The sequence below is a fragment of the Sphingobacterium sp. JUb20 genome, assembly GCF_004342035.1.
In the GTDB taxonomy this organism is placed as follows: Bacteria; Bacteroidota; Bacteroidia; order Sphingobacteriales; family Sphingobacteriaceae; genus Sphingobacterium; species Sphingobacterium anhuiense.
The window spans coordinates 133,814-158,976 of record NZ_SLYV01000011.1; the positions used below are offsets into that span (position 1 = coordinate 133,814).

The 25,163-nt window shown below is 37.1% G+C and carries 17 protein-coding genes; 6 read left to right on the plus strand and 11 right to left on the minus strand.

Annotated features, from left to right (window positions below; genetic code table 11):
* Positions 1-13: 13 nt before the first annotated feature.
* On the minus strand, positions 14-2,983 hold the full coding sequence (locus tag EDF66_RS18800) for a SusC/RagA family TonB-linked outer membrane protein (RefSeq protein ID WP_132844299.1): 2,970 nt from the start codon (positions 2,981-2,983) through the stop codon (positions 14-16).
* A 306-nt stretch (positions 2,984-3,289) separates the two neighbouring features.
* On the opposite strand from EDF66_RS18800, the gene EDF66_RS18805 reads away from it, so the two are divergent.
* On the plus strand, positions 3,290-4,411 hold the full coding sequence (locus EDF66_RS18805) for a tetratricopeptide repeat protein (protein ID WP_132844300.1): 1,122 nt from the start codon (positions 3,290-3,292) through the stop codon (positions 4,409-4,411).
* Between the two features lie 45 nt (positions 4,412-4,456).
* On the opposite strand, the gene EDF66_RS18810 is transcribed toward EDF66_RS18805, so the two are convergent.
* Complete coding sequence (locus EDF66_RS18810; protein ID WP_132844302.1) at positions 4,457-5,194, minus strand: dienelactone hydrolase family protein; 738 nt, start codon at positions 5,192-5,194, stop codon at positions 4,457-4,459.
* Positions 5,195-5,599: 405 nt separating this feature from the next.
* Between EDF66_RS18810 and EDF66_RS18815 the strand changes: the two genes are divergently transcribed.
* Positions 5,600-7,720: a carboxy terminal-processing peptidase gene (locus EDF66_RS18815; RefSeq protein ID WP_132844303.1), complete on the plus strand. Its 2,121-nt coding sequence runs from the start codon at positions 5,600-5,602 to the stop codon at positions 7,718-7,720.
* Between the two features lie 73 nt (positions 7,721-7,793).
* Here the strand turns inward: EDF66_RS18815 and EDF66_RS18820 are convergent, their stop codons facing one another.
* From EDF66_RS18820 to EDF66_RS18835, 4 genes are all read right to left on the minus strand, one after another.
* Positions 7,794-9,500: a glycoside hydrolase family 3 protein gene (locus EDF66_RS18820; RefSeq protein ID WP_243656088.1), complete on the minus strand. Its 1,707-nt coding sequence runs from the start codon at positions 9,498-9,500 to the stop codon at positions 7,794-7,796.
* A gap of 118 nt (positions 9,501-9,618) precedes the next feature.
* Complete coding sequence (locus tag EDF66_RS18825; RefSeq protein WP_021188632.1) at positions 9,619-10,161, minus strand: TetR/AcrR family transcriptional regulator; 543 nt, start codon at positions 10,159-10,161, stop codon at positions 9,619-9,621.
* Positions 10,162-10,413: 252 nt separating this feature from the next.
* Positions 10,414-11,097, minus strand: a complete 684-nt coding sequence (locus EDF66_RS18830) for a response regulator transcription factor (RefSeq protein WP_132844305.1) — start codon at positions 11,095-11,097, stop codon at positions 10,414-10,416.
* A gap of 8 nt (positions 11,098-11,105) precedes the next feature.
* Positions 11,106-12,521 (minus strand): sensor histidine kinase, encoded by a 1,416-nt coding sequence (locus EDF66_RS18835; RefSeq protein WP_165902471.1) that lies wholly within the window; start codon positions 12,519-12,521, stop codon positions 11,106-11,108.
* 121 nt (positions 12,522-12,642) lie between these two features.
* Between EDF66_RS18835 and EDF66_RS18840 the strand changes: the two genes are divergently transcribed.
* The gene (locus EDF66_RS18840; protein WP_165902472.1) at positions 12,643-14,031 is read left to right on the plus strand and encodes a DUF4270 family protein; all 1,389 of its coding nucleotides are present in this window, start codon (positions 12,643-12,645) and stop codon (positions 14,029-14,031) included.
* Positions 14,032-14,037: 6 nt separating this feature from the next.
* Positions 14,038-15,045, plus strand: coding sequence for a Kelch repeat-containing protein (locus tag EDF66_RS18845; RefSeq protein WP_132844309.1), 1,008 nt, complete (start codon positions 14,038-14,040; stop codon positions 15,043-15,045).
* Positions 15,046-15,187: 142 nt separating this feature from the next.
* Here the strand turns inward: EDF66_RS18845 and EDF66_RS18850 are convergent, their stop codons facing one another.
* The 5 genes from EDF66_RS18850 to EDF66_RS18870 form a co-directional block, all read right to left on the minus strand.
* Positions 15,188-17,599: a TonB-dependent receptor gene (locus EDF66_RS18850; RefSeq protein ID WP_243656089.1), complete on the minus strand. Its 2,412-nt coding sequence runs from the start codon at positions 17,597-17,599 to the stop codon at positions 15,188-15,190.
* A gap of 126 nt (positions 17,600-17,725) precedes the next feature.
* Positions 17,726-18,925, minus strand: coding sequence for a hypothetical protein (locus EDF66_RS18855; protein WP_132844311.1), 1,200 nt, complete (start codon positions 18,923-18,925; stop codon positions 17,726-17,728).
* A 16-nt stretch (positions 18,926-18,941) separates the two neighbouring features.
* Positions 18,942-19,544, minus strand: a complete 603-nt coding sequence (locus tag EDF66_RS18860; protein ID WP_132844313.1) for a hypothetical protein — start codon at positions 19,542-19,544, stop codon at positions 18,942-18,944.
* Between the two features lie 66 nt (positions 19,545-19,610).
* Positions 19,611-20,144, minus strand: a complete 534-nt coding sequence (locus EDF66_RS18865) for a sigma-70 family RNA polymerase sigma factor (protein WP_132844315.1) — start codon at positions 20,142-20,144, stop codon at positions 19,611-19,613.
* Between the two features lie 480 nt (positions 20,145-20,624).
* Entirely contained in the window at positions 20,625-21,617 is a 993-nt protein-coding gene (locus EDF66_RS18870) for an aspartate-semialdehyde dehydrogenase (protein ID WP_021190281.1), read from the minus strand.
* Positions 21,618-22,092: 475 nt separating this feature from the next.
* Between EDF66_RS18870 and EDF66_RS18875 the strand changes: the two genes are divergently transcribed.
* A complete protein-coding gene (locus tag EDF66_RS18875; protein ID WP_132844316.1) occupies positions 22,093-23,043 on the plus strand; it encodes an NAD-dependent epimerase/dehydratase family protein in 951 nt (316 codons plus the stop codon).
* Between the two features lies 1 nt (position 23,044).
* Positions 23,045-23,770 carry a YebC/PmpR family DNA-binding transcriptional regulator gene (locus tag EDF66_RS18880; RefSeq protein WP_132844318.1) on the plus strand — a complete coding sequence of 242 codons (726 nt, stop codon included), beginning with the start codon at positions 23,045-23,047 and terminating at the stop codon, positions 23,768-23,770.
* Positions 23,771-25,163: the final 1,393 nt, after the last annotated feature.

Genomic DNA, 25,163 nt, shown 5'->3' on the forward strand with positions numbered 1-25,163 from the left:
GTTCTTATTCTCCTTAAAAATCCATTTTTAACCCTAAAACGAATGTTTTAGGTAAGCGTAAACCAAGTCCATTGTCGTAACCATAAAAATCAACTAACTCTGGATCACGTCCTGAATATTTACTGATGGTCAATAAATTGCTTGCTGTTGCGTACAAATAGAGTTTGGTAAACTTGATATTATTTGCTTGCGCTAACTTGGTAAAATCATATCCTAAAGTAATATTGCGCAATTTGAGGAATGAGCCATCTTCCATAAACATATCCTGCTCAGCCTGATAAGGCGCAACTGGCGACCAGGGATTATACATCGGGTATGCTTTTTCATCAAAATTCTTTTCCCAATATGTAATATCGCGGACAGCACTTAGGTCATGCGCCTCATCTTGATTGGCAAAGTCAAAATAACGGGCTGCCTGCGCATTGAGGATATCTTTTTTTAGATTAAAATAAAGCAGGAAACTAAAATCAATCTGTCTGTAAGCAAACCTGTTGTAAAATCCTCCCGTATATTTCGGAATGACATTGCCCATTAAAGTACGATCATCATTGTTGATGTCGTAGTCTCCATTCTGATCTACCCAGCGCGGATCACCACCTTTCATGGTTGTACCGTTGTAAGTCAGAATTTTATAGTTTTTGGGATCAACGGGGATATCAACATCATTTTGATAGATTCCCTTGTTTTGCAATAACCAGAATTGATCGATACGTTTTCCTACCTCTAATTTCCGAGTGCCAATTTCTACTTCTTGTAATCCATTTGGCAAAGCTTTTAATGCATTTGTGTTATAGGAAACATTGAAAGACCCATTCCATGAAAAACCATTATTTTGAGAGGGATAGTTAAAATTAACAGCTAAGTCAATACCTTGGTTATTGATGTCCATACCACTCAATCGTTCAAATTGATAACCAGACTCAGCCACAGTTGGCACTGCAAAAATTACATCTTTACTATTCTTATTGTAATATTCCACACGAGCACTGATACGCTTATTCTGTAGTTCAATATCAAATCCGGCATTGAACAGATCCGTATAAGACCACGGCAAATCGTATCCTATCCAGCCCGATTGGTATGGTCTTGAGATCGTGCCTATGCCGTTATATGAAAATATGTTATTGTTGCCCTTCCAGCCCAATTCAGAGCTATATTGAGGTCCTGCTGCATCACGATCATTTGTTGGCACATCACCCATCCGGCCCCATGAAGCAAGCACTTTAAAGAAATTAAAAGCGTCAGATTTAATAAGATAATTTAAATTGTATGCAGTACTTGCTGTGTAGGAGGTGAACCAACGGTTAGATGGCTGTATTGCCGATGATCCATCGTGACGGATTAATGCCGATAATTGATATTCATCTTTCTTTTCGTATGTAGCTCGGGCATATAACGAGGCCAAACGGTGCTCAATACGATCTTGATAATAATACGGAATGAAACCTACGGATTTTAAATAATTGGATTTATCGGAATTACCTTCGACCACATTGACCTTTATAAAATCATTTGGTCCTTTATATCCTTGGATATAATTATACTTTTGAGCATCTGCCTGGAAGTTAAAGCCACCTTCCAACAACAAACTTTTTTCCGTATCAAACTCATACTTATAATTCAATAAGTTGTCAAAGACCAAACGCTCGTTATAACCGAAATAATTAGAAACATAATTGTTGCCCGACATCAACGTCGACGGCCAGAAAACATTTCTTACATTTTCATTGTAATCAAGATGAATTTTTGGGGAGAAGTTGAGGTTTTTAAGTATTGCAAAATTCAGAGAGAAAGAACCTAATAGACTGGAATTTACATTATCGTCGATTGTTTTTTTGTACTCGTTAAGATATAAGCCATACATATCTTTATTTGGGGCAATAGGAGTTGATAAATCGGGAATGAAAGCCGTTTCACCCAATCGTTCGATAATGGAACGATTACGACCTCTTTCAAGTCGTGTTCCTTGGAGCATACTTGAAATAGTCAACCAAGTTACTGGTTGCATATTAAGGTAAAAAGCAGCTTGATAACGTTTTAAAGACGTTTCATCGGCAGCACCTGCATCTCCTTTATAATTACCAAAAAAACGGAAATTGGCACGTTCAGACCCCCCTTCTAAACTGCCATTGATCGCATAAATGGGTTTTTGCTGATAATAAGAATCTGTCCAGTTGGACGGACCGTAAAAATTAACATTGGACGAATCACTTAAATATGCCGGATAAGCACTCTGTTGTTGCAAAGTAGCATACCGTCTATAAAAAGGTTCTCTAAACGTTTTTTCAAATTCGGCATTGATAGTACTTACGCCTGAAGGTTCGGCAAAACCATAGTGTCCGTTGACACTCATTTTTCGCTGGCCAGCTTTTGCATTTTTAGTTGTGATATAGATGACACCATTCACAGCCCTGGGACCGTATATCGCCAAAGTACTATAATCCTTAAGCACATGGATCGATTCAATATTGTCCAAATCAAACATACTGTTCAAACTGGTGGCAGACCCGATGGGTTGTATGCTATAATTCTGGATGTCATAAATAATACTTGGATCATCAATCAACGGGATCCCATTGAGCACTACCAATGGTTTACTTTTATTAAAATCTACTGCTGACAATATTGGCCTACTTAAGCCCCTAACCATCATATTCTGCTTAATGGTACCAGGTTCTCCGGATGGCTCTTGCACATAAACACCTGCAATATTACCTTTTAGCATCTGCTCCAAAGTCAAGTAGGGCCTGTTTTGAATGTTCGCAAGATTAACGGTGTCCCGTCCCAAAAATGGTCTTGCTGGATCCAAGGAATAGTAAACAATGGAGTCTTTTGAAAGTGTATCCGATAAAGATGAATCCTTACCTTGTTTCCAACCATGTAAATGGCTTTTCCTGACTTCAAAAGGCTTCGCTTTAGAATGTGTAACACTTCCAGTGCCACAGCAAATTAGCAACGAATAAAAGACAAAAGCTTTTTTCATGAAATTTAGTTATTGGTTAATTGCTATAAATAGCATGTCAATAATTGGTAGTGATCTGACAGTTATGTTTTGAATTTCCTATCAAATTTTTGATAATATTAAGTCATAGTTACCGAACTCTTAATATCGAAAACAGACACAATCGATTGCGTGAATGGCGAAAACGTTATCGTGTATTTTGTACATCAAAACACGATCATGTAATGAAAAAATTAGGTTATGTAAGCTTAAATGAGGGACTTTAACAGTATTTTACACTTTTTTTATACATCTTTGTAAGATCCTCACCAACAGCAGGTATTATACATGATTAAAAAGAAATTTTGGAAAATAGCCTTTCTCAGTAGTGCTTATTTAGTAGCATTATGCTTCGTGTCTTATGCGCAGGAATTAACCAAAGATTATACTGGTTCAATAACAAAGTATAACAGTAATTTCAAGGGAATAGGTCCAAAGGTATATTTTGTCCCTCCACCTAAATCAAGAACGGAGCAATTGATTGACATTTTTGATAGTAATATGAGAAAAGATTATGCAAAAAAGATTGCTCAAGAACTTCGCTATAAAACGTTACTCACCCAAGTTAAAAGTCTACCGAATATAGGACGGTTTCAATATTTAATGAAACCAGAACCTACGGACTTAGCAACATGGAATGAACTCTTGAACCGCATCAGACAAAATTACGACGATCAAGTTAATCTCGCACTAGTAAATGAAGCAGGGCTATTTGCAATCAATAATAATTTACCCGATCAGGCAATTTCCTATTTTGAAAATGCAATCCTGATTGCGGCAAAAGAAAGCAATAAACTGGATCGTATTGTCTTACATCAAAACTTAGCGGCAGTGCTACTTTATTCCGGTAATTTTGAAAAAGCTGAAGTTGTAGCTCAGGAAAATTTGAACCTGGCAGTTCAATCAAAAGACTATCATGACCAAGCTAACGCCTGGATGCAAATAGCATTGGCCAAAAGCGGTAAGAAAAATTATAGTGAGGCTGAGCAAAATATTATCAGAAAAGCGATACCGCTCTATAATAAAGCAAAAGCTTATGAAGATAAAATAATAGCCTGGGAACAATTAGCGCAGGTTTATTTTGAGCAAAATAAATACACAGAAGCACAATGGTTTCTCCTTCAAGCACAGCAACTAGCAGAAAATAAAAAGATCACAGATGAGTTGCCGGCAATTGAATATCTGCTAGCTTCATCAAAATTGTTAGATAAAAACTTTAAAATAGCCAAAAAAGAATTTTTATCTACGCTTCTACTAGCCCGCGAAAGGAAAAATGTACCACTTGAGCTCGCTGTATTAGATAAACTTGGCGAAGTGTACATGCATCTAAAAGACTTTGAAGAGGCTGATAAAACTTATCAAAACTTCACCAGCTTAAAAGCGACATTCAAGCAGGTTAAAGATCTATAAATTAAGCTGTAACCTGCTTGAATGGTCTGAATAGATTTCAAGCTTTTATTTCAATATTTCCTGTAAGAATACGAGTAAATGTTTCCAGGAGCGTTGCGCTGCTAAAGGTTCGAAATCACCACTAGCAGGATTGGTAAAGGCATGTTTTGCTGCTGCATAATAGATCATTTGCCAATCGGCACCTGCATGCTCCACCTCTTTTCGGAAGTTAGCAATCTCTTCTGGAGATACATGAGGATCTGCGGCACCATGTAGAACCAATATTTTAGTTTTGATTGGGCCATCAGGGCGGTTACCTTTACCGAGGTTACCATGAATGGAAACAACACCCTGTACTTCCATACCTGCCCTAGCCGCCTCAAGTGCTCCGGTACCACCGAAACAATAGCCAATCACGGCCAAACGGCGTGGACTTGCTCCAGCTTTTACAAGTTGTTCTAAGGCTAAACGGATCCTTCTTTGATATGCTTCTGAATCGTTCTTGTACTTTCCCGCCTGTTGCCCAGCTTCAGCAGCAGTAGTGGGTTTATTTCCTTCTCCATAGATGTCTGCAACAAATGTAATATAACCTTCCTTGCTGAGCTGTACCGCGGCCTGTGTCGCTTCATCGTCAATACCCATCCAGGCAGGAAGAATCAAAACCCCAGGAGCACCCTCGCCGGCATCTGTATTTACTAAACCAGCTAATGCTTGGTCTCCGTCGGAGTAACGTACAGGCTTAAGCTGACCGAAACTCGTTTCTGTGGCACAAAAACATATGATTGTCATTATTAAAGCTTTCATAAGAAAAAATTATTTATTAGTGTTAGTTTTCAATGGTATAAATGAGCTCGTTGCACTCGGTTATTTATTAGTGTTAGTTTTTAATGGTATAAATGGGCCTTACTAAACAGTTTAATATATAGACTGAATCGAACATTAGCTAGACATAATGATGCTATCTTAGGAAATGATTGATCAGATAACATTATTATTACAGGAACGGTTGGTTTTTCAGAAAACATACTTAACTTCATTAAAATGAGTTATTATTAAAAGAAATATAAAATAGTGCATATTTTTCAATTAAAATATCAAATAAATTTGTTGATTTGTTGAAATTTATGAACTGAAATTATTTAAATTTAGCTCTTTGGATTTAAAGCGCTATCTCAATAAATAAAAATGACTATTAAAATTATAGAAAATATGTTTAAAAAGCTAATATTCACCCTTTTTGTTATTTCAATTGTCTCCTGTGGCTCGAAGCCCCGTGTTAATTTAAGCGAAGTAGAAGGAGGTCTAAAGCCTAGCGCGCAACACGAAGTCATAGCAAAAGAAGTTGCAGGACTTTTAGAATCGACCAGTTATAAAAAAGTACAGCTGAATGATTCCATATCTAAAATCGTATTTGATAACTTAATTAAATCTTTAGACCAGGGAAAAAACTACTTGTTGCAATCTGATATCGACGAGTTTCAGCAATATCGAAATTCAATCGCACAGGATTTCCGTAATGGTGATTTATCTGCTCCTTTTCATATTTTCAATGTATACTCTAAACGCTACTTAGAACGCATGCAATATGCATTGAAGCAAGTCGATGTAAAACAAGATTTCACAATCGATGAAAGCTATTTACCAAGCCGTGAGAAGTTAGGCTGGTTCAAAAACACAGCAGAAGCAGATACACAATGGAAGCATCGTGTAAAATATGATTTGTTAAATCTGGAAATGACAACTGTTAAAAAAACAGATAGTACAGAAACTAAACAGAAGGAAACCCTTCGCAAAAGATATAACAATTTAATTTCTCAGGGAAAGAAAATAAATTCAAATGATGCATTCCAGGTAATCATGACTGCATTGACAGATGCCGTTGATCCACATACATCGTATTTTAACCCATCATTTGCACAGGCTTTCAATGAAGGTATGGCTAATACATTTGAAGGTATTGGTGCACGATTGACAATCGACAATGAAATGGTGACTATTAGTGAAATCATTCCTGGAGGACCGATCTTTAAAGATAAAAGCTTAGCCATTGATGACAAAATTGTAGGTGTGGCACAGGGGAAAGATGGAGAATTTGAGGATATCATCGGTTGGAGATTAGATGCAGCAGTTGCTAAAATTAAAGGTCCTGCTGGAACAATTGTTCGTTTAAAGATTTTACCTGCTGGTCAGCCGGTTGGATCTCACCCGAAAATAGTATCATTAACAAGAGAGCGAATTGTAGTAGCAGAAGAATCTGCGAAAAAAGAAATCTTAACTGTTAAAGGTACAGATGGCAAGAATTATCGTGTTGGTGTCATCAACATACCAAAATTTTACATGGATTTTGAAGCATACCGTAAGCGTGATCCAAACTATAAAAGTACAACCCGCGATGTGCGCTTATTGCTGGATACCTTAAAACAGGAAAAAGTAGATGCTGTTTTAATAGATTTACGTTTCAATGGCGGAGGGTCACTTCCCGAAGCAATCGACCTAACAGGTTTATTTATTGATAAAGGTCCAGTAGTACAAGTACGGGATGTCCGTAACACCATTGATGTGGAAGAAGATAGAAATGCAGGAGTATCATGGGATGGACCTCTAGGCGTCATGATTAATCGTTTCTCTGCTTCAGCGTCTGAAATTTTTGCCGGTGCAATTCAGGATTATGGCCGTGGTGTCATCTTAGGTTCTCAATCATACGGTAAAGGTACGGTACAGTCTGCTGTTGATATGGCACGCGTGATCAGTCCTACAAGTAAATTATTATTAAAAGCACAAAACGAAAAAGATCCTGACACCCCAAATGGTGCGCCAGAATATGGTCAGATCAATATTACATTAGGGAAATTCTACCGTGTAAATGGTAGCAGCACACAACATAAAGGTGTAAGCCCAGATGTGACATTCCCGACGCAGTATTCTGCAGAAAAATTCGGTGAGAGTTCCGAGCCTTCTGCTTTACCTTGGGATCAAATCAAATCAAGTACGTATAAAAAAGTAGCAGATCTATCTGCATTGAACAAAAAACTTGAACAAGAGCACGAAGCGAGAATGAAAAACTCGACAGAATACAAGTTTTTACTGGAAGACATTGCAACCTTTGAAAAACGCGACGAGGGAACTAAAATTCCATTACAACTTGATAAGTTTAAAAAAGAGCGTGATGATTTCCAAAAGAAAAATAGAGATCGTGTCAATGCTTTGTTGAAACAAAGGGGTCTGCCGCTATGGGAAGAGGGTAAACCACAACCTAAAATGGAATTTGACTTTGTACAGGATGAAAGTGCTAAAGTGATGACAGATATGATCATCCAAGAAAAAAAATAAATGTATTTCTATCCATAATAAAAGGGGCTTATCAAATGATAAGCCCCTTTTTCTTTTAAAAGAATCAATTCCGCTATTTACCCGCAGCGTACTTGAAATATTTATTGATAGTGACCGGCAATTTCCCTGTAGCAATATTTTGTCCCAAAATTGTTTTTGCTGCAGCACGTTGCATAAAATCATCATTTTGATAAGCAACTAAAATAGTTTTACTTTTATGGACACCTTTAAAACCATCCAATGCATAAGGATTCGTGAAAAAAGTAACGATTGATTTCTTAGCCAGTTTTTTTACCAAATTCTTTACCTCATTATTCGCTGGTACTTCAGGTCTTGGGCGAGAGCGTGTATCATGAATCGCAACTATAATCTGTTTATTTTTCTTGACCTCTTTGATGATATTCTTTAATTCCGCCTCACTAGTTTCATCAGTAACAAAATACTGCGTTTCATTAGTCAGCGCATCGGCCATTATCTGTTGAAAAGTGCCCGGAGATTTTAATCCGATATTGACAATTGCCGTTTTTTCTGAATTTTTAAATGATTTTATTTTATCCGTAGATTTCAAAACCGTGACCGATGATGCCGCCAATTGGTCTATCAGCTGCTTTGAAGAGGTTCTATTCAGATCCGAATATAGATTTACGGTATTCACATCACGATATTGATCTAAACCCAACCACAGCTTTGACGCGAGTACTTTTTTAACACGCGCATCCAAATCCGCTTGATTGATTCGGCCCTCCCCGATTGCTTTCAATACAAGGTCAATAGCGCGTTTACTATTTTCAGATACTTCCAACAAATCATGGCCTGCAATAATAGCCATTACGTCAGCTTCACCATGAGGGAAAAACTTTTTCACACCATTCATATCCATGGCATCGGTTACCGTTAAACCGCGGAAACCTAACTCTTCACGTAATATCCCTGTCACAATAGGTTTTGAAATGGAAGAGGGAATATTAGGAGTAGGGTCTAAACTTGGAATATTCATATGAGCAACCATAATCGCAGGCGCACCAGAACGAATTAATTCTTTAAATGGAAACATTTCCAAAGCTTCTAGACGATCCTTTGTAAAGGTCAGTTGAGGCAAGTCATGATGAGAATCAACATCAGTATCACCATGTCCCGGAAAATGCTTGAGTGATGAAATAATGCCACCATTCATCATTCCATCCATATATGCTTTAGCCTTTTTTGCGACATTCTCTTTATTGTCACCAAAAGAACGGAATCCGATAACTGGATTTTTAGGATTATTGTTAATATCAACAACAGGAGCAAAATTAAAATGCATGCCAATCCGATGAAAATCTTTTGCAACTTCTTGGCCCATTTGATAAATCAATTGATCATTCTGTATAGCTCCCAAAGTCATCTGATAAGGATAAGATAGCGTTGAATCGGGAAGACGCATGCCTAAACCCCATTCTCCATCAAAAGTGATCAATAAAGGCACTTTTGAAAGATGCTGATAACGATTGAACATATCCACATGACGAACCGGCCCGCCCTGAAATACAACAAGACCGCCCAATTGCTCATCTTGAACAACCTGTGCTACAGAATCAATATAACGCTGTCCCAGATTGGTATGGGCACGCACCAAAAAAAGTTGGGCGATACGTTCTTTAGGTGTCAAGTTATTAAATACAGAATCAACCCAAGCATGGGGAGAATTAATATATTTCACAAAATCCTTCTTATCTTGAGCTTGTGAAAAAGAGATGGAAGATGCCAGTGCGGCAACACCCAAAGCTAGTTTTTTTAACATAATTTTTTGTTTAAAATAGAATACGAATAACGGGTATTTTTCACACAATAAAAAACAGTTTGTGCAACAATTTTATGAAACATGCATAAACTTGCATTATCGAGCAAAAAAATATAACCTATATCAAGTTATATTTCTCTTCCAATAATATGGCTAGCTCCATCGCATGATCAAGTTCACCATTAGCTTCCTTTTTCCATAAAGTATCGATTACAATCAATAAAAATTCGGTTTCCAAGTCCGGATTTTTATACCCCAGCTCCTTAAAAGCCCGCACAATAATCGCCTGCACGGGTTTCATAAACTGTTCATGCTGTTGTCTTGAAAAAGGATGATGGGAAAGGCGCTCTTGTAATTTCCAAAAGATAGGTTCATCAGCGACCAGCTTACTCGGTAAATTGATCATCTTACGTAAAAAATCTTTAGAATCACGGTAAGTCATCATACCCTTATGATGTGTCAGCACTTTACGATAGCCAGCCTTAATAAGGTGAACCAATAAAGCATCCTTATTCCCGAAATGTTTAAAAATTAAAGCCTCAGACACACCCGCATTTTGAGCAATAGCTTTGGTAGAGGTATCTGCATAACCTTGTTCTGAGAACAAATTCAATGCCTCACGAACAATTTTCTCTTTTCTACTCAATACACTATCTTTCATTTTTTTATTCCTTTTTACAGCGTACAAACTTAGATAAATTTGCGTTTATACCCAATTATAATCGTCCTAAATATAAAAGCAAATTATTCAATCCGTTCTTCTTAATTGATCACTGATAAATACTTCTCCATCTTCAGATCACTCCTTTAAATATACTTATTCTTTTCCTTACAGAGTCCCTCAATTGTAACTTAAAAATAATATTTTCAAGAGCTGACCAAAGTCCAGAAAACTTAGCCCTACAGAACGCCTTCAGAGCAATTCCTCAACAGAAAGCATATAACCTATACCTCGTATATTGCTAATCTTGATCCGTGGATCTTGATTCAAATATTTTCTGATTCGACTTATAAATACGTCAAGACTTCTTCCAGAAAAATATTTATCATAACTCCAGTAGGTCTTCATGATATCTTCACGAGGAATTACCTGATTCCTATTTTCATACAAGCTCCTTAACAGTTCACTCTCCCGATAAGACAACTTAATACTTTCGCCTTTATAGCTGAGTGTCTGTCTCAAGCTGTCTAAGACATAATCACCGATCATTAAATTTTGACTAAGCTGCATTTTAGGACTGTTCTTAACCAATGATTCGATACGAACGACCAACTCTTCAATACGAAAAGGTTTTTTAACATAATCATTCGCCCCCAAATGAAAACCTTTAACAACATCTTCTGTCTGCACGCGAGCGGTAAGGAAAATAATAGGCACCTGACTGTCTAAGGCTCTTATATGTGTAGCCAACGTAAAGCCATCCATCACTGGCATCATCACATCAATAAGCAAAATATCCGGCTTTTGCTTTTCAAACAAACGAAGAGCCAGTTGCCCATCCTGACAATGTCTTACTGAAAAACCGTTCATCTCCAGACTATCAGCAACAATAAGTGCCAGGCTCGCTTCATCTTCAACATATAAAATATCAATCATAAATTTGCTTATTTAGGTATTTTGATCGTAAAGGCACTACCTTTACCTGGACTACTTTTTACTGTAATTTTACCTCCATGTTGCAGTATCACCTGGCGCACATAGGCCAAGCCGATTCCAAAACCCTTTACTGGATGTAAGTTACCTTCAGGAACGCGAAAAAACATACCAAAAATCTCTTTCTGATACTCCGGAGCGATGCCCTTCCCTTTATCAGCAACACTAAACTCAATATAATCGTTATAGTCATGGACATCTATAATAATATCAACCGTATTAGCAGAATACTTGACTGCATTTTCTAGTAAATTATTAATAACATTGCGGAGATGCGATTCATCGGCATTTAATGCTAAGTTAGGAATAGAACTGTTCACAGAAATTTTAACTTCCTTACTGACATTGATCCGAAAAGTGTCTGCCGCATTCGTTAAAACGAGCATCAGATCAATCTCTTTTTTTTCAAGTTTGAGACCTTTTCGTTCATCAACATCCAATTGAAGAACCCGATCAATCATATCCGACAAGTGATCAAGCTCACGACGGGAAATGGCTAAATAACGATCCATCTTCACCTGATCATTTTTTACCCCATAGAGTTGAATCGCTTCGATAGCAGTCATAACAGTAGAGACAGGGGTCTTCAGCTCATGCGTCATATTATTAACAAATGCCTTTTGCATCTCAGCTAATCGATTCTGTCGAAAGATTGTTTTAAAGAGATAGAGAAAGGAACCGATAAAAATACTGATTAAAAGTATAGCAATGCCCAGCTGCCATCCTAAATCAAACAGGAGATTTTTCCATACCCGCTTAAATTTGACGATTAAAAAGCGACTGTCCGACGCATCTATCAATATCGGTCTTGTCCACGCTAACTTCTTTGCTCTATATTCCTTACGGATAGCGAACAAGCTATCCCTTGGAAAAATATCGGTCGTAACATCATATTCTGCGCGGACTCCCTTAGCTTCTAAAGCAGAGGCAAACTTTTCATTTATTTCGTCGATCATCGCTGGTGTGACATCGATCTGTGAAAATAAATAAGGTGCCATCATTTCTCCTCCCGACTTTCCGTGCGGATAAGGTGATCCCATCGTCTTTCCTCCTCGAGATGGTCCAGCTTTTGACTGTTTGTAATAGGATCCAAAATCTTTAAATAGCGAGTCTATCTCAGCATCTGTATATCTTGCTTTTAATTCTTTCCGTAATTTTCCCAATGCCCCGCCCTGATCACTTTTTAGATCATTACTATGAGCTTGATACACATCTTGTACAACATTAAACATACTCCGTTCTGCCGAAGAAAGGAACAGATCAAGCCGGTTATTGTAACTTCCGTAAAGCCATATACCCAAGATACTAATCATCCCGATACCTGTTAATACCGAAAGTGTTATCAATAATTTAAACTTATTTGCCATAATTAAAAACAAATTTAAATTACTAGATTTGCATTCGCCTTGGTAATTAACCATATTTAACAAAATATAACACTGATTAACAATGCGCATTGATTACATTTGCAATATTCAATTTTTAAGCATGATAAGAAATTTTAAGAGACGTAGTATTCAATTTTTATTCTCAGCGTTATTACTGATAGGCATTTCAGCTTGTAATAAAGATATTTCGCTCTCTTTAGACAATTCAAGAGATGAATCCATAGGATTAGTTCCTATCGATACCTTTCAGGTGAATACATCAACTTATCTGTTAGATGATGTACCAACATCTGGAACAGGAATGATTCTAGCCGGAAAAATTTCGAATACCACAACAGGATCTGTCCTTTCGACGTCTTATATGCGCATGGCTATCGATAACATTATTGCTGGCTCAATTCCAACAGCAGCAAAATATGACTCCATTACTTTTGTGTTAAAACCTAACAAATATTTCTACGGAGATACAACGAAAACGCAAACATTATCTGTCCACCAATTAACCCAACAGATTATATTAAAAGAAGTAAATACTGGTTCTGGCACGAATGAATTGCCTTATTATGTTAATGGAGCAGCAGTTTATAATAATCAAAAATTTAACTACGAACCAACTGCTTTAGGATCCTTGTCATTTAAACCCTTTGTGAAAAAATTAGATTCAATCGCAATCCGATTAAATGACAACTTAGGAAATACACTCTTTTCTTATATCAAGGATGGGCATGGAAATATTGCATCAAATGACAATTTCAATGAATACTTCAAAGGGATAGCACTTGTTCCTGGAAATAATAACACGGCAATGATCGGTTTTAAAGATACCGTGAGTATGCAGGTACATTATAACTATATAAACGACGAAGGATTTAAAGTAAATAAATCTACTTCATTTAATTTGGGCAACAAAGCTTATCAGTTTAATAATGTAGAAGCTGACCGTACAGGAACAGCATTCAATACATTAAGTGTTACAAATCCAGAATTGAAAAGCAGTGCAACAAACGGCGATGTTTTCCTGGAAGGTAGCACAGGAGCAGTCGTTAAATTAACTTTTCCAACATTATTGGATTTAGTTAACGATCCAACTGTAGCGATCAATAAGGTTGAACTCGTTATAGAAACAGAAAATAAATATCGCAATTCATTTTTTATCCCGCCTGCTCGCGTCGTGCTGATGATCGCGAATGCTGGTGGAAATCCGGTAAGTATCATTACTACACCCGTATTTTTACAGCAACAGGGACAGCAAGATCCTATTCAATATGGATTTTTGGCAGGAGGAGATGAGTTTGGTGCGAATGCAAAATATACGTTTAATATGATCGAATATGTTAATAATATAAAAAAAGATAGCTACTTTAACACATCTTTATTCTTGAGTGTGCCGCAAAGTAGTTTATTCGCAACTACAGATCGACTTATTATTGCAAAGGATGCAAATAACAAACCAAGAATAAAATTAAACATCTTATATACTAAATTTTAACAGTTTATGAACAAGAAAAATTGGCTACTAATATTATTAGCGTGCGTCGTTACTTTCTCTACTTACTCTTGTAAATCAAAGGATGATGATACTACAGATGAGGTAACAGAATGGACTAAAGGTTCTGCTTTCGATGGTGGCGCAAGAAGTGGGGCAGTATCTTTCTTAATTAACAATATCGCTTATGTAGCAACTGGTCTTGCTACTGAAGGTCAAGTATCTGTGCCTAAAAAAGATATTTGGGCATATAATGCAACTTCAGGAACGTGGTCTCAAAAGGCCGAATTCCCTGGCTCAGCTCGCTATGCTGCTGTTGCTTTTTCAATTGGAAACAATGGATATGTAGGATCTGGTTATGATGGAACAAATGCACTATCAGATTTCTATAAATATGATGTTTCAGCTAACACTTGGACTAAAATTGCAGACTTACCTGCTGATGCAGCTCGTTATGGTGCAATTGCTTTTTCAATTGGTGGTTTCGGTTATGTAGGTACTGGTTCTAAAGGAAACGATAACAATACAAACGTTAAATCATTCTACAAATACGATCCTACAGCTAATTCATGGACTGCTGTAGAAAGCCCATTAAAATCGAACAGAAGATATGGATTTGCTTTTGTTATCAATAACGTCGCTTACGTAGGTGGTGGTATCGATAATAGCTCATACCCTGAAGATTTCTTTAAATTTGATGGTACCAAATGGACTCCATTAAATGATTTAGATCGTAGTGATAACTCTTACACATACAACTTAACACGTTCAAGCGCATCTACTTTTGTATTGAACAATCTAGCGTATGTAGTAGGTGGTAGAAAAAACACGACAATCAACACGATCTGGGAATATAACCCAACAACTGATGTTTGGAATGCTGATAACCAAGTTTTCCAAGGTCAAGCTAGACAAGATGCTGTTGGATTTGGAATTGACAATGTAGGTTATATCACTACTGGTCAAAACGGATCAAACAAATACTACGATACTTGGAAATTTGTTCCGGTAAAATAGTCAAAGAAAAAATACTAAATAATAAAGGGGCTGTATAATACAGCCCCTTTATTATTTGAGAATGCTTTACTCAGCACGTTAACAACTATAATAACGAGCATTAACGAACTATTGATTGCATTTTTGATGATTGGATTTAGTGCTAAAACTTCAGACTAAGTTGCGCTGCAAAATTACGAGGCATCTGCGCTACAATAACTCCATCTCCTGCGAAATAATTACTGTTGGTTAGATTATTCATCCGAAAGCCAAATCGATATTTCTCACGCTCCAGGGATACGGAAGCATTCACCAACGTATAAGCAGGGAAAGTAAATCGCCCTGTAATATTATTATCGACGGAAATCTGCTCACCAACGCGGTTAACGCCAAAACCCAATCCTAAGCCATGCAAAGTCTTCGTTTGAAAAACATAACTGATCCACGAATTAAAAACATTCGCAGGCCCAGCCGATGTCGGTCTACCTCCATCAACTTCTTGATTAGCTTTTTGATACTTACTATCATTATAAGTATATCCAGCCATCATATTTAATCCTCTAACTGGATTAGTAATAAGCTCAAACTCCACACCTTTACTGCGCTGCTCTCCATCTTGTATCGTAACCTTATAACCTTTATCCCCCTCAAATACCTCGATATCACGGCTCATATTATTAACAACAATATCATAATAAGAAGCTGTAAAATTGAAGCGATTAGACCAAAAGTTAGATTTCAGTCCGGCTTCCCATTGATTAGCTAACTGTGGTTTCATAACCCCACTGTAAGATTCAAGCTGTTGGCTCACTGGTGCCACATTTTTGAAGCCATTCATATAATTTCCATAAGCAGATAAGCGCTCTTTAATAATCTGATAAACCATTCCAAATTTAGGAGACAAAGCCGTCTGCTTAAAATTACCCTCGCGCACATTGGTATTTAAATTCAACTGACCACGTGTATCAAAATGATCCACACGTAAACTTAATAGCGTAGTCCAACGGTCTGTCAAATAAACTACATCAGAAAAGTATGCGCCATAAACATTACTTGACGTATAGTTTCTTAACATATTTAATTTAGATTTCTGAATACTTGCTGTCGCTAGCTCCCTAGAAATAAAACCATAATCACTTTCTAAATTCTGTCCATTAATGGTGTCATACTTTACAATAGGTGAATGGTTATTGCGTAAAGATTGATTTAAATAATCAAACCCAATCAGTAACTTATTTTGAATACCCCCAATTTGGAAGGTGCCATTGAAATTCTGTTGTATGCTGGTCGAACTACCTTCGGAATTATTCCATTGTACATTCCGCTCCAATAAGGCATCACTAGTATTGCCACGAATAAATTGATATTGATACAGACCTTCGGTTTTTCTAAAATTTCTGGAAATTAGGGTTTGAGAAGTCCAGCTATCCGATAGCTGGTAATTAATTTCTGACCTGACATTAATGGCAGGAGCTTTCAAAGTCATATCATTATTCGAGTAAGATCTGCTCCAATCAAATCCTAATTCTTTAGGCGTTCTTGCAAATAATTGACGGCTCCTACTTAAAAAAATAATTGGCGTATTCGTTCCCTCATAATTGTAGATCTGTGCACCCAAATTAAAGACAAGACGGTCATTAACCTGATAACTAAAACTGGGTGCTGCAAAGAATGATTTTCTGAACTCAGAATCTCTAAAGCCATTCTGATATTGATAAGCAGAATTTAATCGAAAAAGTGTTTTTCTATTAGTTGTAACCGGACCATAAACATCTGCAGTAAGCCGATTAAGATTGAAGCTGCCAAATGTATAAGAAACCTCTCCTCCAAAGTAATCCCTTGGCCTTTTGGTCACGACATTGATTAGACCTCCAAAAGATGTAACGGCCCCACCGTACAAGGTCCCTGACGGCCCTTTGATAATTTCGATGCGCTCCACATCAGCTGGATCAATTTCACCATTTGTATTAGCAGGAACACCATCAACCATAGATACTTTCGTAGGGAAACCACGCAAACTATAGTAAAAACTGCCGTCACCATTTCCACGCCCTGGACTACCCTGCATTTTGACGATACCCGGAGCATTTTTCAAGGCTTCCGACAAATCCGTCGTAATCTGCTCTTTCATAATCGTTTGATTAACGGTACTGTAAGATTGTGGATTCTCCATATACGACAATGGCATCTTAGCAACGGAAGTACTGTCACGATCTAAAAATTTATTACGGCGATAACCATATATGGTAACCCCGTCAAGATTATTCATCTTTTTGATCACATAGATAACAGGAAGCTCCGAATGGGTTTGGTCAATCAAAATGTTTTCCCTAATTAGCTCAACATCATTAATAGTTGCCTGTAGGATATACTGTCCCGTAGGCAGATCATTAAAATAGAATTCTCCCTTTTCATTTGTCCTCGACTGATATGCTGTATTTATTAACCTGAGGAGCGCATCTTTTGCAGGCATGCTTTCAGAAAGCATAATTTTTCCCTTCACCCTATCCTGCTTTTGTGCAAGTCCCAAAAAGGGTAAAAGACTACAAATAATAATTGATAAAAGTAATTTCATATTTGAAACAATAAATAAATAAAAATATATAAAAGATAATAAATTTCAATAAACGAAACACAAAGGCCACAGTTTAGCACAGCTGCATGAAAACAGCTGCTTACACAGTACATATGTTTTACGATACTATTTCAGACGTGCTATATATATACCACTGCCACTTACAGATGTCACGCGATCAATAAAATCACCAGAGTCATCAAATTCCAGAAAATGGTACTTGTTATCATTTGCCCCAAAATTCGAGTAATATTGCTTTCCATCCACCTCCCCTACAGGATAAAGAGCGCCATAAGTATTTAAATAATCATTAGTTTCCACATTCAGTGTCTCCAAGTTCACCCTTGCAACCTGCGTTGGTCCACTATACCATTCTCCAGGATCTTTAGGAACACTCCAGTCATGCTCAATATATTGAACAAGAGCCTCTTTATTTCTAACATTGATCACCGAAAGAATACAATGTGCATTCAAGATCTTTTCCAGATCTATAAAAAAATCAGGATCATAAGTACCATCTGACCTCATACGTAATATACCACCTATCGGAGGATTGTGCTGAGCCGGAACATAGTCGCGAATACGGGCGATATACTTTGAAGGTCTATAATACAGCTCTCCATTCGCTACATCCTGAGCAAAATTATGATAGCCAATCGACATCCGGCTATCCATATTGTATTTAACTACCTTTGTTTTAGTATTGAATACTGCAACTGACGCACGATCAGGAAATCTGCCAAAATTACCAGGATTGGCTCCGACTGGTAAAAGAACTGTTGTATCATTGGTTATAAATGAATAGTAAGTATTTGTGCCAATTTTAGGATCGGGACCTCCAGGTAAAACATCGGTCACGACTAACTTTGAAACCTTCATCGTACTAGGATCAAACTGCACGACTTTGCCCTCACCTAGAAAAAAAACATAAGCTTCGGTCTCAGAAATGAAGGCAACAGAACCAAAAGAACTGCGATTAGCTATACCTCCCAAATCTATAGAATCTAGAGCTTCAAGATTCATCTTATTATTTACAGCATACTTTTTTAATCGAGAAGTGGTACCATCCCACACATAGGGATGTTTACCGTAAGAGTAAATAGATACATCACTGCCCAACATAAGCATATCCTGTGCATCCACCTGCTCCGGAATACCAGCGTAAGCCCCAAGATAAAAAACACGTCCTTTTGGTGTATTAACCCGGGTGCCAATCACAATAGTTCCATCATCATCCAGTGGCCTATTGAAAGAATCGCAAGATGTCAGATAAGTAAACAATAAAAAAAGCAACGTCCACATTCTTTGTTTTTCAATAATTCTCATCGCTCAATCCTATAGGCTAAATTGTCTCTGTAAAAACTTCAACATCACCAGTTACAAACCGCACATAATTATCCTCAGGAGAGAGTGTTTCCTCAGCAATTAAATAATTTCTGCCAGCAATCGTCTCCATATAATAAGTCTCTCCTGGAGCTAACGTATACTTCTCACCATTTGTACATTCAATAGACTTAGGTTCGTGCGATTTATTGATGATTTGAAGATATCCTGAAAATTCAATTCTAAAATGATTACCCAAAACTTCCATAGGCCCCTTACCGGAAGTAAAGACAACACCTTCAGAAGTAGTATGATCTAATAAAGCCGAATTAAACTTATGATATATTCCAGCACTAAATAAAAATAATAGAACAGCGGCTGCTGCCACTTTAGTATAGAGGCGATTTATCTTTGGAACAGATCCTGAAATAACTCCATTTCCATTCTGAGTGATATTCTGAATATTACTCCAGACCTCCGATCCCATTTCCTGAAGTTCATCGGGCATAAGAGTACTTTCAGCCTGATCGTCATTTTCAAGCCACAACTCCACCGCGGCATTTTCCGCAACAGTAGCAGTTCCATTATTATAACGCTCTAAAATTTCTGGGGTTATTTCCAAAATAATATATCTTTTAATAAACTAGTTGGCTAACTGGACAAATACCCTTAGTCGGATTTGTTTTTTTTAGATTTTTTTTTCGAGATAATATCTGATGGTCTTTAAAGCCTTTGTTAAATGAGCTTCCACCGTCTTTTCAGCAATAGCAAGTTTTTTCGAAATCTCACGGATGTTTAATCCCTCTTCCCGGCTTAATAAAAATACCGTTCTACATTTAGGAGGAAGTTGATCTGTAATCCCATTGATCTGAAACTTCAGATCATCAAATAAAATAGCGTGCTCTGTTTCCTGAGTTACGCGTACTTGTTGACCTAGAATCTCCTGTAGGTGATGTTTTCTTCGTGATGCAGTTTTTAGATAGTCTAATGCGGCAAGTTTTGCTGATCGATTGAGATAGTGCTCTACAGGAAGATCCAACTTGAGTTCAAATCTTCTTTCCCACAATTTCAAATAGATATTTTGAACCAAACCCTGCGTAACAGATTTATCACCAGTCTGCCGAAAAATAATATGGAATAGTTGATCCGCAGTTCGTCTATAAAGGAGCTCAAATCCTTCAGAGAATCGAAAATCAATACCATTATTATTTTGCTCTTTCATCACTATTTAGAATAAATCTAATTTAATGCAAGTATAGGAAAGTCTAAGAAATTATCCTAATATTTTTATTCCTACATTTTAAAAGCTTGATTTGTTGGAGTATCTCCGAACTTTCATTCATGAGATATGGAAAAAGTTTCATCGCGACTTAAAAAATAAAAAGCAAATAAAATAGGTAGAATGATGGGATTTTTTATTGATAATAAAAACGGAACACAAAAATAAATTACGAAATGTGAACACTAGCAGTAGAAATATTACTGTTAATGTAGACGTTAATCACATTTTCTTTAAAACGTAGCAATCCATTAAAAAAATGTTAAAAATAGGAAAAGTAGTTAGCTCTAATGAGTAAAAGAGAGGGCATCATTTTAAAGTGATTGATGTGCAATTAAGAAGAAATACAATGGGACAAGCCCAAAAACAAAAAAGAGCTATATCAATGTGTTGATATAGCTCTTTACGTATATGAAGATCAGATTAAATTAATCCCTTTTCTCTTAATGTTTCTGCAATTTGAATGGTATTAGTTGCAGCACCTTTACGCAAATTATCCGCAACTACCCACATATTTAATGTATTCGCTTGTGAGTCATCACGACGAATTCGGCCGACAAATACTTCATCTCTACCATGTGCATCTTTTGGCATCGGATACTGCAAATTAGCCGGATCATCAACGACAATCACACCGCTTTGAGCAGCTAATGCTTCACGAACATCTGCTAAATCAAAATCACGCTCAAACTCAATATTTAATGATTCAGAGTGTCCACCCATTACTGGAATACGAACGGTAGTCGCAGTCACTTTAATGGAATCATCACCCATAATCTTATTTGTTTCCAAAATCATTTTCATTTCCTCTTTTGTATAACCATTTTCTTGGAATACATCAATTTGAGGAATAACATTTAAATCGATCTCGTAAGCATAAGCTTTCTCGCCATCCTTAATACCCGCACGCTCATTCATCAATTGCTCAACAGCTTTAACACCTGTACCAGTCACAGACTGATAAGTAGAAACGACAACACGCTTAATTTTATATTTGTCATGCAACGGCTTTAAGGCAACTACCATCTGTATGGTTGAACAGTTTGGATTAGCGATAATTTTATCTTCAGCAGTTAATACATCTCCATTAACTTCCGGAACAACCAATTTCTTGGTCGGATCCATACGCCAAGCAGAAGAATTGTCAATAACTGTAATTCCAGCTGCGGCAAATAATGGCGCATACTCTAAAGAAGTACCTCCACCAGCAGAGAACAAAGCAACATCAGGTTTTAAAGCAATAGCTTCAGATGGAGTAACCACCTTATACTTCTTTCCCTTAAAATCAATTTCCTTACCCTTACTACGCTCTGAAGCTACTGGAATTAATTCTGAAACTGGGAAATTGCGCGCTGCTAACACTGTTAACATCTCAGTACCTACAAGGCCTGTTGCGCCGACTACTGCGACTTTCATCTTGCTACTTTTTCTTTAATTTGTTATAAAATGTATTATAAATGTTCTAATGAGAACATTCTTATTTCTCAAACTTACGAAATTAAGGGCTAATATTTAATGATTATTGCAAAAAAATAGATTAATCAATAGTAATATCAATAGCCTAGTCCTATTTTAATAAAATATCTTAAAATAATATCTTGCTGAACTATTCTAAAATTAAAACTTTTAAGTATAAAATAGAACAAACTGATAGCACGACAGACGCTGCAAAATAAGCAATCGATTGCTCTCAAATAAAACCATGTTTAATTAAAAATAAAAGCAAATAAAATTTGCTAAAAAATCAGAAAAAAAACGCTAAAACGAAACAGCAAACGAGCCGAATACCGTGACAATAAAGACTTTATAAAACTAAAAAAAGAATAACTGTTAATCATTTCAATGGTTTCGAAACATTGATTAGGATAATAAAAATACTATATTTGCATCGATGAAAGAAAGCATTATTATAATCGGTGCAAATGGTCAAATCGGAACAGAATTGGCCACAGCTTTAAGAGAAAAATTTGGTATTGAAAATGTCGTTACTTCCGATATTAGAGAACCTCAAAATTTAAAGGATGGGGAAATCTTTGAAACCCTAAATGTACTTGACAAAAGTGCAATAGAATCCCTATTCCAAAAATATAAACCAACACAAGTATATTTATTAGCGGCCATGCTATCGGCGACTGGTGAAATCTATCCACAAAAAGCCTGGGACCTTAACATGAACGGTCTGCTCAATGTGCTTGATCTTGCTGTTGAATATAAAGTATCAAAAATATTTTGGCCGAGCTCAATTGCAGTATTTGGACCTCATTCACCTAAAACAAATACAGATCAATACTGTGTGATGGATCCAAATACCATTTATGGAATCAGCAAACTTGCCGGCGAGAGACTTGTTGAATGGTATCAGGAAAACCGTGGATTAGATATCCGCAGTATTCGCTACCCAGGTATTATCTCTTGGAAAGCAGAACCAGGAGGTGGCACAACAGATTATGCTGTTCATATTTTCTATGATGCACTTAAGAAAGGAACGTATGAATGTTTCTTATCTGAAGATACAGCACTACCGATGTTATATATGGACGATGCTATCCGCGGTACTTTAAAGTTGATGGATGCTCCAAAAGAAAGTTTAACGATTCGCTCAAGCTATAATTTAACAGGTGTAAGTTTTACCCCAAAAGAACTAGCTGAAGAAATTAAAAAAATTCTTCCTAATTTTACAATCACTTACTCGGAGAATGATCCTAGACAAGCCATTGCAGATTCTTGGCCAGCTAGTATTGAGGACTCTCCAGCAAGAGCAGATTGGAACTGGAAGCCTGCTTTTGATTTAGCAAAGCTTACTGTCGATATGATAGAGAATCTTAAAACAAACAAAATATAACATGGGAAGAGCTTTCGAATTTAGAAAGGAACGTAAGTTTAAACGCTGGGCCAAAATGGCAATCCAATTTACGCGTTTAGGAAAAGAAATTGCAATTGCGGTGAAGGAAGGTGGTCCTCACCCAGAATCAAATTCTAGATTACGTACAGCGATAAACAATGCGAAAGCTGTAAATATGCCTAAAGATCGTGTAGAAGCTGCTATCAAAAGAGCTTCTGAAAAAGATTCCAAAGGCTATGAAGAATATGTATATGAAGGATATGGGCCTCACGGAGTACCTATCTTAATTGAAACAGCAACCGACAACACCAATAGAACTGTAGCCAATATACGTAGCTATTTCACCAAAGCTGGTGGAACATTGGGTAAAACAGGATCTCTAGACTTTATTTTCAACCGTAAATCTCTTTTTAGATTTCCTGCAACAGAAGATCTGGATGTAGAGGAACTAGAATTAGAACTCATTGATGGTGGTCTTGAAGAATTGTATGTGGAATCTGATGAAGAGGGAAATGATGTAGTTGTTGTCCAAACTTCATTTGAAGATTTTGGAAATATGCAACGTTTACTTGAGGAAAAAGGAATCGCGGTATCTTCAGCAAAATTAGAACGTATTGCTTTATCTCATTCTGAAATTTCGGAAGAAGATGCTGCAGATGTATTAAAACTAATCGACAAGATTGAAGAAGATGATGACGTTCAAGCTGTATACCACAACATGGCTTAATATTTTTCGAACAACATAAAAAAAGAGCGCTTGTCGCTCTTTTTTTATACCCAAAATTATTTCAAAATAGCACTCAAGCTATTAAAGCTTAATAAAATAGTATACATTTGTAATAGACTAAATACTTTCAGGATGACTTTTGAAGAATTTTTCGCTAAAAAAAAGATTGACTTAACTGCTTTAAAAAAAGCGGACAACTCACTTTATGAAGAATTTAAAAAGCACTATGTGGCCATGGGTGCAAAAAGTTTTGACCATACCAAGAAATTTTGGTTCAATAGACTCCGAAAAAGTTATCGATTAGAGGAGCCAATAGTTGACAAGAAAGAAATACAACAACCTGCTCCAATTGTAAAAGAACAACAAGTTGTTGCCGCTGAAACGGCCACTCCATCTACAGGTTTTAAACCACGCTTTAAAACACTGGTAAAACCTGCCATAGCTCCTCCTATTGAAGCAGAAGTGAAAGATGAGGATGTCGAAAAAACCCAGAATGCTGCCATATCACAAGAAGTAACAGCAAAACCGGCCGGATTCAAACCTAGATTTAAAGCCGGAATAACATCGTCCCCTGTATCTGAACCTTCGACCAATACAGAAAGCGTCGACGATAAAAAAGAACAAGCTGATCCTACTGCAGATATCGCGACTAAACCTGCTGGATTTAAACCCAGATTTAAGGCTGGAGTAACAAAACCGGCGACTGCAGCAGAACCGACAGAAGCGGAACAAAATGTAGATGCACAGCTTGATCAAACGGATCAACAGAACACGCCTGCTGAAACAGCAAACAAACCTGCTGGATTTAAACCTAGATTTAAGGCTGGAGTAACAAAACCGACGACTACAGTGGAACCGGCAGATGCGGAACAAAAAGTAGATGCACAGCTTGATCAAACGGATCAACAGAACACGCCTGCTGAAGCAGCAAACAAACCTGCTGGATTTAAACCCAGATTTAAGGCTGGAGTAACAAAAGCGGCGACTACAGTGGAACCGGCAGATGCGGAACAAAAAGTAGATGCACAGCATGATCAAACGGTCCAACAGAACACGCCTGCTGAAGCAGCAAACAATCCTGCTGGATTTAAACCCAGATTTAAGGCTGGAGTAACAAAACCGGCGACTACAGCAGAACCGGCAGATGCGGAACAAAAAGTAGATGCACAGCTTGATCAAACGGATCAACAGAACACGCCTGCTGAAACGGCAAATAAACCTGCTGGATTTAAACCCAGATTTAAGGCTGGAATAACAAAACCGGCGACTACAGCAGAACCGGCAGATGCGGAACAAAAAGTAGATGCACAGCTTGATCAAACGGATCAACAGAACACGCCTGCTGAAACGGCAAATAAACCTGCTGGATTTAAACCCAGATTTAAGGCTGGAC

Excerpts from the sequence above, each read along its gene's own strand:
- EDF66_RS18815 (WP_132844303.1), top strand. The coding sequence starts at position 5,600 with ATGTTTAAAAAGCTAATATTCACCCTTTTTGTTATTTCAATTGTCTCC.
- EDF66_RS18825 (WP_021188632.1), bottom strand. The coding sequence starts at position 10,161 with ATGAAAGATAGTGTATTGAGTAGAAAAGAGAAAATTGTTCGTGAGGCA.
- EDF66_RS18835 (WP_165902471.1), bottom strand. The coding sequence starts at position 12,521 with ATGGCAAATAAGTTTAAATTATTGATAACACTTTCGGTATTAACAGGT.
- EDF66_RS18865 (WP_132844315.1), bottom strand. The coding sequence starts at position 20,144 with ATGAAAGAGCAAAATAATAATGGTATTGATTTTCGATTCTCTGAAGGA.
- EDF66_RS18810 (WP_132844302.1), bottom strand. The coding sequence starts at position 5,194 with ATGAAAGCTTTAATAATGACAATCATATGTTTTTGTGCCACAGAAACG.
- EDF66_RS18820 (WP_243656088.1), bottom strand. The coding sequence starts at position 9,500 with ATGTTAAAAAAACTAGCTTTGGGTGTTGCCGCACTGGCATCTTCCATC.
- EDF66_RS18875 (WP_132844316.1), top strand. The coding sequence starts at position 22,093 with ATGAAAGAAAGCATTATTATAATCGGTGCAAATGGTCAAATCGGAACA.
- EDF66_RS18845 (WP_132844309.1), top strand. The coding sequence starts at position 14,038 with ATGAACAAGAAAAATTGGCTACTAATATTATTAGCGTGCGTCGTTACT.
- EDF66_RS18880 (WP_132844318.1), top strand. The coding sequence starts at position 23,045 with ATGGGAAGAGCTTTCGAATTTAGAAAGGAACGTAAGTTTAAACGCTGG.
- EDF66_RS18805 (WP_132844300.1), top strand. The coding sequence starts at position 3,290 with ATGATTAAAAAGAAATTTTGGAAAATAGCCTTTCTCAGTAGTGCTTAT.
- EDF66_RS18855 (WP_132844311.1), bottom strand. The coding sequence starts at position 18,925 with ATGAGAATTATTGAAAAACAAAGAATGTGGACGTTGCTTTTTTTATTG.
- EDF66_RS18870 (WP_021190281.1), bottom strand. The coding sequence starts at position 21,617 with ATGAAAGTCGCAGTAGTCGGCGCAACAGGCCTTGTAGGTACTGAGATG.
- EDF66_RS18800 (WP_132844299.1), bottom strand. The coding sequence starts at position 2,983 with ATGAAAAAAGCTTTTGTCTTTTATTCGTTGCTAATTTGCTGTGGCACT.
- EDF66_RS18840 (WP_165902472.1), top strand. The coding sequence starts at position 12,643 with ATGATAAGAAATTTTAAGAGACGTAGTATTCAATTTTTATTCTCAGCG.
- EDF66_RS18850 (WP_243656089.1), bottom strand. The coding sequence starts at position 17,599 with ATGAAATTACTTTTATCAATTATTATTTGTAGTCTTTTACCCTTTTTG.
- EDF66_RS18830 (WP_132844305.1), bottom strand. The coding sequence starts at position 11,097 with ATGATTGATATTTTATATGTTGAAGATGAAGCGAGCCTGGCACTTATT.